The sequence below is a fragment of the Streptomyces sp. NPDC052020 genome (assembly GCF_040680575.1).
Taxonomy (GTDB): domain Bacteria; phylum Actinomycetota; class Actinomycetes; order Streptomycetales; family Streptomycetaceae; genus Streptomyces.
The window spans coordinates 28,424-42,389 of sequence record NZ_JBFAWY010000049.1 but is presented as its reverse complement, the minus strand read 5'-3'; the positions used below and the strand labels follow the sequence as shown (position 1 = coordinate 42,389).

Annotated in this window: 5 protein-coding genes, 1 tRNA gene and 1 rRNA gene; 6 read left to right on the top strand and 1 reads right to left on the bottom strand. The window is 70.7% G+C overall.

Translation table 11 applies throughout. The features are described 5' to 3' along the window. The 3 genes from rrf to AB0L74_RS31740 all read left to right on the top strand — a co-directional run. A 5S ribosomal RNA gene (gene rrf / locus AB0L74_RS31750) occupies nt 1-92 on the top strand; the annotation flags it as partial. Between the two features lie 114 nt (nt 93-206). Then, nucleotides 207-869 carry a DegT/DnrJ/EryC1/StrS family aminotransferase gene (locus AB0L74_RS31745; protein WP_365660096.1) on the top strand — a complete coding sequence of 221 codons (663 nt, stop codon included), beginning with the start codon at nt 207-209 and terminating at the stop codon, nt 867-869. 98 nt (nt 870-967) lie between these two features. Further along, a tRNA-Thr gene (locus AB0L74_RS31740) sits at nt 968-1,040 on the top strand. A gap of 61 nt (nt 1,041-1,101) precedes the next feature. On the opposite strand, the gene AB0L74_RS31735 is transcribed toward AB0L74_RS31740, so the two are convergent. Continuing rightward, on the bottom strand, nt 1,102-3,852 hold the full coding sequence (locus tag AB0L74_RS31735; RefSeq protein WP_365660090.1) for a SpoIIE family protein phosphatase: 2,751 nt from the start codon (nt 3,850-3,852) through the stop codon (nt 1,102-1,104). Between the two features lie 391 nt (nt 3,853-4,243). On the opposite strand from AB0L74_RS31735, the gene AB0L74_RS31730 reads away from it, so the two are divergent. The 3 genes from AB0L74_RS31730 (at nt 4,244) to AB0L74_RS31720 (ending at nt 13,779) form a co-directional block, all read left to right on the top strand. Then, a complete protein-coding gene (locus AB0L74_RS31730) occupies nt 4,244-9,721 on the top strand; it encodes a HAMP domain-containing protein (RefSeq protein ID WP_365660088.1) in 5,478 nt (1,825 codons plus the stop codon). Between the two features lie 321 nt (nt 9,722-10,042). Beyond that, complete coding sequence (locus tag AB0L74_RS31725; protein WP_044384592.1) at nt 10,043-10,717, top strand: response regulator; 675 nt, start codon at nt 10,043-10,045, stop codon at nt 10,715-10,717. Between the two features lie 278 nt (nt 10,718-10,995). Further along, entirely contained in the window at nt 10,996-13,779 is a 2,784-nt protein-coding gene (locus AB0L74_RS31720) for a DNA translocase FtsK (protein ID WP_365660085.1), read from the top strand. Nucleotides 13,780-13,966 lie beyond the last annotated feature (187 nt).

Here is a 13,966-nt window from a genome sequence, read left to right as displayed (position 1 = left end):
CGCCCGGTTACATTCCGAACCCGGAAGCTAAGCTCTACAGCGCCGATGGTACTGCAGGGGGGACCCTGTGGGAGAGTAGGACGCCGCCGAACAATCATTCAAAGGGCTGGACCCGGAACTTCCGTTCCGGGTCCAGCCCTTTTTTGTTGTCTGTCATCGGGCGTTCACATGGCGCACCCAGCATCACGTCCATGGGTACTGCTGCAATGCTCAGGGCGGCCGGTGTCGGAGCCGGTGACGAGGTCGTCGTGCCGGCCTTCGGGAACGTGGAAGTCGCCCAGGCCGTTGCCCAGACCGGTGCGGTGCCGGTGTTCGCGGACATAGATCCGGTGACGTACTGCGTGGAACCGGCCGCTGTGGAAGCGGTGGTGGGGCCGCGGACGGCCGCCCTCGTGGCCGTACATCGGTTCGGCCGGTCGGCTGACATGGCGCGGCTGCATGAGATCGGGCAGCGGCACGGGCTGCTGGTGCTACAGCACGGGGAGCCGGAGGCGCCGCGCGACGAGATAGCGCAGCGCAGGCAGCGGGCCGGGTATCTCGACGCCAGGTTGCGGGGCGTGCGCACGCCCGAAGGGGGCGACGGGCACACCTACCAGCAGTACGTGGTGCGGGTACCGGGGAACGGGCGGCCGGACCGGGACGCGTTCGCCCGGGCCGTACGCTCAAGGGGAGTTGACTGTTGGGTGCCGGTGAAGACGCCTGTGCACCGGCTGCCCGAATTCCGGCGGTGCGTGTCGCTGCCCGAGACCGAACGGGCCGCCGGCGAAACTCTCGCCCTGCCGGTGGACGCCTCGTTGACGAGGCGGGACATGCAGCGGATCGTGGCCGCGTGCAACGCGCTCGGCGGGCTGTTGCAGCCCGCGTTCTGAACGGAGGGCGGTGCCCGGCGGACGCGGTTGGGAGCACGGGCCGGTTGGGGGTATGATCTATTTCGTTGCCGCGAGGGAAACTCCCGAAAAGGCGACAGGCCCCTATAGCTCAGTCGGCAGAGCGTCTCCATGGTAAGGAGAAGGTCAACGGTTCGATTCCGTTTGGGGGCTCAGGAAAGAAAGGCCCCGCCCATCGGGCGGGGCCTTTCGCATGCCCTGGCGGGCCGCCGGGCTAGTCCTGGTGAGGCTCCGGCACACGCATCGCGAGGATGGCCATGTCGTCCGACGGGGCGTCGGAAGCGAAGCGTTCCACGGCGCGCATGATGCGGGCCGCCACCGCGCCCGCCGTCAGGCCCGTGCAGGTCGTGAGGACATCGGCGAGGCCGTCGTCGCCCAGCATGCGGGAACCCTCCCGGCGTTCGGTGACGCCGTCCGTGACGCAGAGCAGGACATCGCCCGGATCGAGGGTGACCGTCTGCTCGTACAGCTCCAGGTCCTCGATGACGCCGAGAAGCGGCTGCGGTTCGGCGGCGGGCTCCACCGTGCCGTCCTGGCGCAGGCGCAGCGGGAGGGGATGGCCGGCGCAGACCACCTTCAGTTCCGCGCTGCCGTCCTCCCGCGGGCGCAGCTCGCCGTACAGGAGGGTCAGGAAGCGGCTGCGGGCGCCCTCGTCGAGGATCGCGGAGTTCAGACGTTCCAGGACCGCCGGGCCGCTCAGGCCCTCGCGGGCGAGCAGGCGCAGCGCGTGCCGGGCGAGGCCGGTGACGGCCGCCGCGTTCGGGCCCGTACCGCAGACGTCGCCGATGGCGAAGCCGTACGCGCCGTCGCGGATGGGGAAGAGGTCGTAGAAGTCACCGCCGACCTCGTTGCCCTCGCCGGCCGCGCGGTAGATGACCTCCACCTCGACGCCGTCGATCTGCGGCAGGCCGGGCGGCAGGAGGCTGCGCTGGAGGGACTGGCTGATGGCCGTGCGCTCCGAATACAGGCGCGCGTTGTCCAGGGCCAGGGCGGCCCGGCGGGACAGGTCCTCGGCCAACTCCAGGATCTCCTGGCGGAAGTGTTCGTCGGTCGGCTTGCCGAGGGTGAGCATGCCGATGACGCGGTTGCGGGCGACCAGCGGCAGGACGACCGTCTCGCCTCCCAGCGCGGCGGCGGTGGCGAGGGTGGGGCCGATCCCGGGCGTCACCTGATGCGTCGGGCCCGCGCCCAGGCCCAGGCTCCGCATCGACGTGCGCAGCGCCGCCTGGTGGGCCACCTCGCCGGGCGCGGTCCAGACGCGGGCGCCCGGGGTGGGGACCGGGTCGGGCGGGGGCACCTTGGACAGCAGGGACTTGATGCCGTCGATGAGGTCCTCGTCCTCGTGCAGGACGTAGGAGAGGTACGGCTCCGAAGCCTGGTCGGCGATGGTGTAGACGGCGCACCAGGTAGCCAGGGTCGGGACCGTCATCTGGGCCATCAGGGCCAGCGTCTGGTCGCGGTCGAGGGTGCCGGCCAGCAGGTCGGACGCCTCGACGAGGAAGCTGAGGGAGCCGCGGCGCAGGCGTTCCAGTTCGCCGAGGCGGGCGGACTCGACGGCGAGCGCGATGCGGTCGGCGGCGAATTGCAGGCGCAGCGCCTCTTCGTTGGAGTAGCGGCCGGGGGCCTCGGCGGCGACGCCGAGAGAGCCGGTGAGGCGGCCCTCCACCTTCAGGGGGACGGTGACGACCGAGCGCATGCCGGTGCCGTTGAGCAGGGGTACGGCACCGGGGACGGCCGTCAGGTCGTCGTGGACGGCGGGCATGCGGGCCGAGCCGTAGCGGCCGGGGCCCGCCTCGACGGGGACGCGGGCGAAGCGCTGGCGGGCCGAGGGCAGGCCGGTGGAGGCGCGGACCTCCAGCTCCGTCTCGTCGTCGGTGGCCAGCAGGAGGAAGGCGGCGTCGCCGTCGAGCATGTCGCGGGCGCGTTCCACCGTGCGCTGGAGGAGGCCGTCCAGGTCGTCCGGCGCGGGCGAGCCGATGAACACCTCGAACGGGTCCGTGCTCGGCGTGTCGGAGGCGGTGTTCGAGTCGGAGGCCGGGACCCGCGACGGGGTCTGGAGGACGGCCCGCTCGTGGTCCCGTACGAGGAGGCAGACCGTGGAGGGCTCGCCGCCCGTGTCGCGGACGCGGAGGTGGGAGGCGTACACCGGGGTCACCCGGCCGTTGGCGCCGCGGATGCCGTAGGTGCCCTCCCAGCGGGAGAGTTGCAGGGCTTCCGCGATGCCGGTGGCGGTGCCCGGGGTGTGCGGCCAGGCCGCGAGGTCGGCGAGGGGCTTGCCGGTGACCTGCTCGGCCGCGTAGCCGAACAGCTCCTCGGCGTCCTCGCTCCAGGCCGTGATGGCTCCGGTGCGGTCGATCTGGACGACGGCGACGCGGACCCGGCCGTCGGCGAGCGGGAGGAGGTCGGCGGGGAGACAGGGGCCGGCGGCCCGGGTGCCGACCGGCCGCTCGGGCAGGTCGAGTTGGAACCAGACGTTCTTGTGGGTGGGGGTGTACTCCACGCCCCAGCGGCCGGCGAGGGCCGCGCAGAGCTGGAGGCCCCGTCCGCCCTCGCGGTCGGGGCTGCTCATGCTGACGGCGGCCTCCTGCAAGGGGACCTCGCGCTCGGGGTAGCGGTCGGCCACCTCGATCCGTACGCCCTCACCGGTGCGCAGGCAGACGACGTCGGCGGAGGTTCCGGCGTGCACCACGGCGTTGGTGACCAGTTCGCTGGTGAGAACGACGGCGTCGTCGACGATGTCGGCGAAGCCCCAGCCCTGGAGGGTGTCGCGGACGAAGGAACGGGCGCTGGCGACCGATCGTCCGACGGGCTCGAAGCTGGCGGCCGCGCGCGCGGTGATCACGGAATTACTGGACCCTTCCTCGACGTGCAGGGCTTCGTGGCCGTCCGGTTCGGGCCGCTGCCGCGGCATCCCCGTCGGCTGGGGGTCCGGGGGCTGTCCCCCGGGGATCACTCCGGTGGTCATCTGCGGCCGCCCCTCCGATGCCCGCTCGTTCTCGTGCCACCGCCCAGGCCGGACGGACCGTGCGGCTGGACAGCCGCATGCAAGGTTACTTACCTTCGCCGTCCATGCGGATGCCGGTCTGCTGTGATTCCGCCCGGAGGGTGTGCGGACGATGTGCGAAGCTGCCGAACTGTTATGGCCTGGTTCGGCCGGGGTGAAACACTGGGCAGGCTCCCCGTGAAGGTCGGGGCGGGCCGAGTGGCTCGCGCGTCCGTGGGCAGCAGCCCTGGGAAACGGCCCGGCGGCCGGGTAGGAATGCGCGGCGGTACGGGAAACACGGAGTGACAACCGGTACGCCGAGTGGTTGTACCAGAGCACAGCAGTAAAGGTCGACCCCTGCGGGAGGGACACAGTGGAGTCTGGCGCAGCGGCGCGGGGCACGAAGACGCGCGCGAAAGGCGGACCGTCCCTGGGTAACCGGCGCACAGCGCGCGACGGGACCACCGTGGTGGACACGGCCGGCCTGAACCGGCTGCTCGCGGCTCTGGTGGCCATGCGGGACGGGAACTTCCGCAAGCGGCTCACGGTGACCGGTGACGGCGTGATGTCGGAGATCGCCGCCGTGTTCAACGAGGTCGCCGACCGCAATCTGCACCTGACCGGCGAGCTCGCGCGGGTGCGGCGCATGGTGGGGCGTGAGGGCAAGCTCACCGAGCGGCTGGAGACGGGCGCCTGCGAGGGGTCCTGGGCGGCCGCCATCGACCATTCGAACGCGCTGGTGGACGATCTGGTGTGGCCGGTCTCCGAGGTGAGCCGGGTGCTGTCGGCGGTGGCGGAGGGTGATCTGTCGCCGCGGATGGAGTTGCGGACGCAGGCGGCGGAAGGGGTGTCCGGGCACCCGCTGCGCGGGGAGTTCCTGAAGGTCGCGCGGACCGTGAACAACCTGGTCGACCAGTTGTCGACGTTCACCGACGAGGTCACGCGGGTGGCCAGTGAGGTGGGCACCCAGGGCAAGCTGGGCGGGCAGGCGCGGGTGCGGGGGATGTCGGGTTCGTGGAAGGACCTGACGGACTCCGTCAACACCATGGCGCACCGGCTTACGGCCCAGGTGCGGGACATCGCGCTGGTGACGACGGCGGTCGCCAAGGGTGACCTGTCCCGGAAGGTCACGGTTCACGTGGCCGGGGAGATGCTGGAGCTGAAGAACACCGTCAACACGATGGTGGACCAGCTCTCCGCGTTCTCCTCCGAGGTGACGCGCGTCGCGCGCGAGGTGGGCACCGAGGGCGCGCTGGGCGGGCAGGCCCAGGTGCCGGGCGTCGCCGGTGTGTGGAAGGAGCTGACCGACTCCGTCAACACCATGGCGGGAAATCTCACCGCACAGGTGAGGGGGATCGCCGAGGTGACGACGGCGGTCGCCAACGGTGATCTGTCGCGGAAGGTGACCGTCCCGTCGCGCGGCGAGGTCGCGCAGCTCGCCGAGACGATCAACCAGATGACCGAGACGCTGCGGATCTTCGCGGACGAGGTCACGCGGGTGGCCAACGAGGTCGGCGCCGAGGGGCGGCTGGGCGGCCAGGCGAACGTGCCGGGCGCGGCCGGCATCTGGAAGGACCTGACGGACTCGGTCAACACGGTGTTCCGGAACCTGACCACTCAGGTGCGGGACATCGCGGCCGTGACGACGGCGGTGGCCAACGGTGATCTGTCGCAGAAGGTCACCGTGGACGTCGCCGGGGAGATGCTGGAGCTGAAGAACACCGTCAATACGATGGTGGACCAGCTCTCCGCCTTCGGTGCCGAGGTCACGCGGGTGGCGCGGGAGGTCGGTGTCGAGGGCGAGCTGGGCGGCCAGGCGCAGGTGCCCGGCGCGGCGGGGACCTGGAAGGACCTCACCGACTCCGTCAACACGGCGTTCCGGAACCTCACCGGGCAGGTGCGCAACATCGCCCAGGTGACCACGGCGGTGGCCAACGGCGATCTGTCGCAGAAGGTCACCGTGGACGTGTCCGGCGAGATGCTCCAGCTGAAGAACACCGTGAACACGATGGTGGACCAGCTCTCCAGCTTCGCCGATCAGGTGACGCGGATGGCCCGGGACGTGGGCACGGAGGGCCGGCTGGGCGGGCAGGCCCGGGTCGACGGCGTGTCGGGTACGTGGAAGGAGCTGACGGACTCCGTCAACTTCATGGCGGGGAACCTCACCTCCCAGGTGCGGCAGATCGCGCAGGTGACGACGGCGGTGGCCCGCGGTGACCTGTCGCAGAAGATCGACGTCGACGCGCGCGGGGAGATCCTGGAGCTGAAGAACACCATCAACACGATGGTCGACCAGCTCTCCGCCTTCGCCGAGCAGGTGACCCGGGTGGCCCGCGAGGTGGGTACGGAGGGCCGGCTGGGCGGTCAGGCGCAGGTGCCCGGGGTCGCGGGGGTGTGGCGCGACCTGACCGACTCGGTGAACGGCATGGCCGGCAACCTCACCGCGCAGGTCCGCAACATCGCGCAGGTCGCGACCGCGGTGGCCCGCGGTGACCTCTCCCAGAAGATCACCGTGGACGCGCGCGGGGAGATCCTGGAGCTGAAGAACACCCTGAACACGATGGTGGACCAGCTGTCCTCCTTCGCCCAGGAGGTCACGCGGGTGGCCCGGGAGGTGGGTACGGAGGGCATCCTGGGCGGCCAGGCCGAGGTGCAGGGTGTCTCCGGTACCTGGAAGGACCTCACCCAGTCCGTCAACGGCATGGCGAACAACCTGACGCTCCAGGTGCGCAACATCGCCGAGGTGACGACCGCGGTCGCCAAGGGCGACCTGTCGAAGAAGATCACCGTCGACGCCAAGGGCGAGATCCTGGAGCTGGTCACCACCGTCAACACGATGGTGGACCAGCTGTCGTCGTTCGCCGAACAGGTGACGCGGGTGGCCCGCGAGGTGGGCACCGAGGGCATCCTCGGCGGGCAGGCGCACGTGCCCGGTGTCACGGGCATCTGGAAGGACCTCAGCGACAACGTCAACCTGATGGCGAAGAACCTCACCGTGCAGGTGCGGAACATCTCCCAGGTGGCCGCCGCGGTCGCCAACGGCGATCTGACGCGGACGGTCACGATCGAGGCGCGCGGTGAGGTCGCGCAGCTCGCGGACACCTTCAACACCATGGTCAAGACGCTCAGTTCGTTCGCGGACCAGGTCACCAAGGTGGCCCGCGAGGTGGGCACGGACGGCATCCTCGGCGGGCAGGCGCATGTCCCGGGGGTGGCCGGCACGTGGAAGGACCTCACCGAGTCGGTGAACCAGATGGCGTCCAACCTGACCGGTCAGGTGCGCAACATCGCGATGGTCACCACCGCCATCGCCAAGGGCGATCTGACCAAGAAGATCGACATCGACGCGCGGGGCGAGATCCTGGAGCTGAAGACGACCATCAACACGATGGTGGACCAGCTGTCGTCCTTCGCCGAGGAGGTCACGCGCGTGGCCCGCGAGGTGGGCACCGAGGGCCAGCTCGGCGGCCAGGCGCGGGTGCGGGACGTCGACGGCACCTGGCGGGACCTGACGGAGTCCGTGAACGAGATGGCCGGGAACCTGACCCGGCAGGTGCGTGCCATCGCGCGCGTGGCGACCGCGGTCACCCGCGGCGACCTGAACCTGAAGATCGACGTGGATGCCGCGGGCGAGATCCAGGAGCTCCAGGACTACATCAACAAGATGATCGCCAACCTGCGGGACACCACGATCGCCAACAAGGAGCAGGACTGGCTCAAGGGCAACCTCGCCCGTATCTCGGCGCTGATGCAGGGCCGCCGGGACCTGGAGGACGTGGCCTCGCTGATCATGAGCGAGCTGACCCCGGTGGTGTCCGCGCAGCACGGCGCCTTCTTCCTGGCGATGCCGCTGCTGGACGGGCAGGACCCGGGTGCCGCCGACGACGAGTACGAGCTGCGGATGCTGGGTTCCTACGGGTACTCGATGGGCTCCATGCCGACGTCGTTCCGGCCGGGGGAGGGCCTGGTCGGGACGGCCGCCCACGAGAAGCGCACGATCCTGGTCGAGAACGCGCCCAACGGTTATCTGAAGATCTCCTCCGGGCTCGGTGAGGCGCCGCCCGCGCAGGTGATCGTGCTGCCGGTCGTCTTCGAGGGGAAGGTGCTCGGCGTCATCGAGCTGGCCTCCTTCACGCCGTTCACGCAGATCCAGAAGGACTTCCTCAACCAGATCGCCGAGATGATCGCGACCAGCGTCAACACGATCTCCGTCAACACCAAGACGGAGCAGCTGCTGAAGCAGTCGCAGGAGCTGACCGAGCAACTGCGCGAGCGGTCGGCGGAGTTGGAGCAGCGGCAGAAGGCCCTCCAGGCGTCCAACGCCGAACTGGAGGAGAAGGCCGAGCTGCTGGCCCGGCAGAACCGCGACATCGAGGTGAAGAACACCGAGATCGAGGAGGCGCGGCAGGTGCTGGAGGAGCGGGCCGAGCAGCTCGCGGTCTCCATGCGCTACAAGAGCGAGTTCCTCGCCAACATGTCGCACGAGCTGCGTACGCCGCTCAACTCCCTGCTGATCCTGGCCAAGCTGCTGGCGGACAACGCGGAGGGGAACCTGTCCCCGAAGCAGGTGGAGTTCGCCGAGACCATCCACGGGGCGGGCTCCGACCTGTTGCAGCTCATCAACGACATCCTCGATCTGTCGAAGGTGGAGGCGGGCAAGATGGACGTCTCCCCGACGCGTATCGCGCTCGTCCAGCTCGTCGACTACGTGGAGGCGACCTTCCGGCCGCTGACCGCGGAGAAGGGGCTGGACCTGTCGGTGCGGGTCTCGCCGGAGCTGCCCGCCACCTTGCACACCGACGAGCAGCGGCTGCTCCAGGTGCTGCGCAACCTGCTGTCCAACGCGGTGAAGTTCACCGACTCGGGATCGGTCGAGCTCGTCATCAGGCCGGCCCGCGACGACGTCCCGCAGGCCATCCGGGAGCAGCTGCTGGAGGCCGGGTCGCTGACCGATCCGGAGGCGGCGCTGATCGCGTTCTCGGTGACCGACACCGGTATCGGGATCGCGGCCAGCAAGATGCGGGTGATCTTCGAGGCGTTCAAGCAGGCCGACGGCACCACCAGCCGGAAGTACGGCGGTACGGGTCTGGGGCTGTCGATCTCGCGGGAGATCGCCCAGCTGCTGGGCGGTGAGATCCACGCGCAGAGCGAGCCGGGCCGCGGCTCGACGTTCACGCTGTACCTGCCGCTGCATCCGAGCGAGCTGCCCTCGCACGGTCATCAGCAGGTGCCCGCGCTGGAGGCGGGTGAGCCGGCGGCGTCCGCGGGCGCGTCCGGCGACCTGCCCGAGGCGGCGGAGGCGCGGACCGAGACGCCGGCGGAGGCCAGGCCGTACCAGCAGACGCACGAGGGAGCCGCGCTGTTCCGGCGCCGCCGCAGGGGCCTGCCGGAGCTGGAGCAGCGTCTCGGGCAGCCGGAGCAGTGGCCGGCCACCGAGCACGAGGCGGCGCCGCGGCCGCATCGGAGCATCCGGTTCGGCGGCGAGAAGGTGCTGATCGTCGACGACGACATCCGAAACGTTTTCGCCCTCACCAGCGTCCTGGAGCAGCACGGCCTGTCCGTCCTGTACGCCGAGAACGGCCGTGAGGGCATCGAGGTGCTGGAGCAGCACGAGGACGTGGCGGTCGTCCTGATGGACATCATGATGCCCGAGATGGACGGATACGCCACGACCACCGCGATCCGGCGGATGCCTCAGTTCGCCGGGTTGCCGATCATCGCGCTGACCGCCAAGGCGATGAAGGGCGACCGCGAGAAGGCGATCGAGTCGGGCGCTTCCGACTATGTGACCAAGCCGGTCGACCCCGATCACCTGCTGTCGGTGATGGAGCAGTGGATGCGGGGGGAGTGAGGGGAGCGCCCCGGGGGCGTGCGAAGGTGGTGTGCGCGAATACGGTGGGCTCCGCGCCAGTGACGCGTACCTGCTGAGCGAGTGTGGGCGAAGCCGTGTAGAAGTGCTGGATTCGGGGAACCTTCTGGTCTCCCACCGCGTTTCTGCTACGTGCACAGTGACATCGCGGTGACAGGGTGTGGTGACAAGCGGGGTGCGGCTACGATGACCGGCACAAGGACGGGCGGCGCAAGGGAGTCGTCCTCTGGGGCGGCGCCCGCGGGTGCCTCTCCAAGTCCTGTGGACCGGGGAGGCCCCACGCCGGGGCGAGGAGGGCGGGCCATGGTGCAGAAGGCCAAGATCCTCCTGGTCGATGACCGGCCGGAGAATCTGCTGGCGCTGGAGGCGATCCTCTCGGCGCTCGATCAGACGCTGGTGCGGGCATCGTCCGGGGAGGAAGCGCTCAAAGCACTGCTCACGGACGACTTCGCGGTCATTCTGCTGGACGTCCAGATGCCGGGAATGGACGGTTTCGAGACCGCCGCGCACATCAAGAGGCGGGAGCGGACCCGGGACATCCCGATCATCTTCCTCACCGCGATCAACCACGGCCCCCACCACACCTTCCGCGGGTACGCGGCGGGTGCCGTGGATTACATCTCCAAGCCGTTCGACCCCTGGGTGCTGCGCGCGAAGGTCTCCGTCTTCGTCGAGCTGTACATGAAGAACTGCCAGCTGCGGGAGCAGGCGGCGCTGCTGCGGCTCCAGTTGGAGGGCGGCGGCAAGGCCGCGGGCGGTGAGGCCAAGGAGTCGGCGGGGCTGCTCGCGGAGCTGTCGGCGCGGCTGGCGGCGGTCGAGGAGCAGGCGGAGGCGCTGTCCAAGCAGCTCAGCGACGAATCGACGGACGCGGCCGCGGTGGCCACGGCGGCCCACCTGGAGCGCAAGCTGACCGGGTTGCGGCGGGCGCTGGACGCGCTGGAGCCGGGCACCTCCGGCGGTCAGCCCGCGGTGAACTGACGCCACGACGGGCGGCGGCCCAGGGCGAGCCCGGCGGCTGGCGGGAACCCGCGCCGTCGGTGCCGTGGCGTGCCGTGCGGTGTGATGCCCGGGGGCGTCGCCGCCTGGGGTTCCGTGGTCCGCGGCGCTGTTCGTGAGCGTACGTCAGGGTGCCTGCCGGACGCGTGAGTTCCGCGCCCGCCCCGCACGTCAGTCTGACGCCATCGCCATGGCGACACGAACGGGTGAAGCCGTAGGCACACGTGTCCCCTGTCGCCTCCCCCGGTAACCTCACACTCATGGCCTCACGTCCTTCCGCAGCCAAGAAGCCGCCCGCGAAGAAGTCGGCGGCTCCCGCGAAGGCTCCCGTGAAGAAGGCCGGGGCGAGGAAGGCGCCCCCCAAGAAGGCGCCCGCTCGGAAGGCACCGGCCGGGAAGGCCGCGGCGAAGAGGCCCGCGCCCGCTTCCGCGCCGAGCCCCACCAGCGGCGTGTACCGCCTCGTGCGCGCCCTCTGGCTGGGTCTGGCGCACGCCGTCGGCGCCGTGTTCCGCGGCGTAGGGCAGGGCGCGAAGAACCTCGACCCGGCGCACCGCAAGGACGGCGTCGCGCTGCTGCTCCTCGCCATCGCGCTGATCGTCGCCGCGGGCACCTGGGCCGACCTGAAGGGGCCGGTGGGCGACCTCGTCGAGATCCTGGTGACCGGCGCGTTCGGGCGGCTCGACCTGCTCGTGCCGATCCTGGTCGCCGTCATCGCCGTGCGCTTCATCCGGCACCCGGAGAAGCCCGAGGCCAACGGCCGCATCGTGATCGGCCTGTCCGCGCTCGTCATCGGCGTGCTCGGCCAGGTCCACATCGCCTGCGGCTCGCCCGTCCGCAGCGCCGGCATGCAGGCCATACGGGACGCCGGCGGCCTCATCGGCTGGGCCGCGGCGACCCCGCTGTCGTACACCATGACCGACGTCCTGGCCGTGCCGCTGCTCGTGCTGCTGACGGTCTTCGGGCTGCTGGTCGTCACGGCCACCCCGGTCAACGCCATCCCGCAGCGGCTGCGGCTGCTCGGCGTGCGGCTCGGGCTCGTCCGCGACCCCGAGGCCGGGGAGCTCACCGACGACGAGCGCTACGAGGAGCAGTGGCGCGAGGCGCTGCCCGCCGCACCGCGCAGGCGCGGCCCGGCCCCGCAGGCGTACGACCCCGCGGCCGCCGAGCGGGAGGCCCTCACCCGGCGCCGCGGCCGCCCCCGGCGGTCCGCCGTGCCCCAGCCCGACATGAACCGGCCGATGGACGCCGTGGACATCGCCGCGGCGGCCGCCGCCGACCTCGACGGGGCCGTCCTGCACGGGATGCCGCCGTCGCCGGTGGTCGCCGACCTCACCCAGGGCGTGCGCGTGGGCGACCGCGAGCAGGCCATGCCGGATCCGACGCCCGTACCGGCCGCGCGGCCCGAGCGGGAGGCCGCGCGGCCCGGACGGGAGGAGGCACGGCCCGGGCGGGAGGAGGCACGGCCCGGCCGGGAGCAGCCGAAGAGCGCGGTCCCCGACCTCACCAAGACCCCGCCCGCGAAGCCGCGCGACCTGCCGCCGCGCGCCGAGCAGCTCCAGCTGTCCGGCGACATCACCTACGCCCTGCCGTCCCTGGACCTGCTCACGCGCGGAGGGCCCGGCAAGGCCCGCAGCGCCGCCAACGACGCCATCGTCGAGGCGCTGACCACCGTCTTCACGGAGTTCAAGGTGGACGCCCGGGTCACCGGCTTCACGCGCGGGCCGACGGTCACCCGCTACGAGGTCGAGCTCGGGCCCGCCGTGAAGGTCGAGCGGATCACCGCGCTGACCAAGAACATCGCCTACGCGGTGGCCAGCCCGGACGTGCGGATCATCAGCCCGATCCCCGGCAAGTCGGCGGTCGGCATCGAGATCCCGAACACGGACCGGGAGATGGTCAACCTCGGCGACGTGCTGCGGCTCGCGGAGTCCGCCGAGGACGACGACCCGATGCTGGTCGCCTTCGGCAAGGACGTCGAGGGCGGCTACGTCATGCACTCGCTGGCGAAGATGCCGCACATGCTGGTCGCGGGCGCCACCGGCTCCGGAAAGTCGTCCTGCATCAACTGCCTGATCACGTCGGTCATGATGCGGGCGACCCCGGAGGACGTCCGGATGATCCTCGTCGACCCCAAGCGCGTGGAGCTGACCGCGTACGAGGGCATTCCGCACCTGATCACGCCGATCATCACCAACCCCAAGCGGGCCGCCGAGGCGCTCCAGTGGGTCGTACGCGAGATGGACCTGCGCTACGACGACCTGGCGGCCTACGGCTACCGGCACATCGACGACTTCAACCGCGCGGTGCGCGAGGGGAAGGCCAAGCCGCCGGAGGGCAGCGAGCGGGAGCTCCAGCCGTACCCGTACCTGCTGGTCATCGTGGACGAGCTGGCGGATCTGATGATGGTCGCGCCGCGGGACGTCGAGGACGCCATCGTGCGGATCACGCAGCTCGCGCGTGCGGCCGGCATCCATCTGGTGCTCGCCACGCAGCGGCCGTCGGTCGACGTCGTCACCGGCCTGATCAAGGCCAACGTGCCCTCCCGTCTCGCCTTCGCCACGTCCTCGCTGGCGGACTCGCGGGTCATCCTCGACCAGCCGGGCGCGGAGAAGCTGATCGGCAAGGGCGACGGGCTGTTCCTGCCGATGGGCGCGAACAAGCCGGTGCGCATGCAGGGCGCGTTCGTGACCGAGGAGGAGGTCGCGGCCGTCGTCCGGCACTGCAAGGAGCAGATGACGCCCGTCTTCCGGGACGACGTGGTGGTCGGCGGCAAGCAGAAGAAGGAGATCGACGAGGACATCGGCGACGACCTCGACCTGCTGTGCCAGGCGGCGGAGCTGGTGGTCTCCACGCAGTTCGGGTCGACGTCCATGCTCCAGCGCAAGCTGCGGGTCGGCTTCGCCAAGGCCGGGCGTCTGATGGACCTGATGGAGTCGCGGAACATCGTCGGGCCGAGCGAGGGTTCGAAGGCGCGTGACGTTCTGGTGAAACCCGACGAGCTGGATGGCGTGCTCGCCCTGCTCCGGGGGGAGTCTGAAGGGTAGGGAAACCGGGGCCGTAGGCCGCCTCACGTGGCGGCGTACGGCCATCGGGTGTTCGATCGCGACCCGCCGGAGGGGAACGTCGGGCAACCGTTTCCCCGCGGTGTACGTCAAGTTGAGGGAAGCGACGCACAGGTAGTCCACCGTCGGGGTGCCGGGCCATTCCGATGGCGTACAAAGTCCCGCCGCC

Excerpts from the sequence above, each read along its gene's own strand:
- AB0L74_RS31745 (WP_365660096.1), top strand. The coding sequence starts at position 207 with ATGCTCAGGGCGGCCGGTGTCGGAGCCGGTGACGAGGTCGTCGTGCCG.
- AB0L74_RS31720 (WP_365660085.1), top strand. The coding sequence starts at position 10,996 with ATGGCCTCACGTCCTTCCGCAGCCAAGAAGCCGCCCGCGAAGAAGTCG.
- AB0L74_RS31725 (WP_044384592.1), top strand. The coding sequence starts at position 10,043 with ATGGTGCAGAAGGCCAAGATCCTCCTGGTCGATGACCGGCCGGAGAAT.
- AB0L74_RS31735 (WP_365660090.1), bottom strand. The coding sequence starts at position 3,852 with ATGACCACCGGAGTGATCCCCGGGGGACAGCCCCCGGACCCCCAGCCG.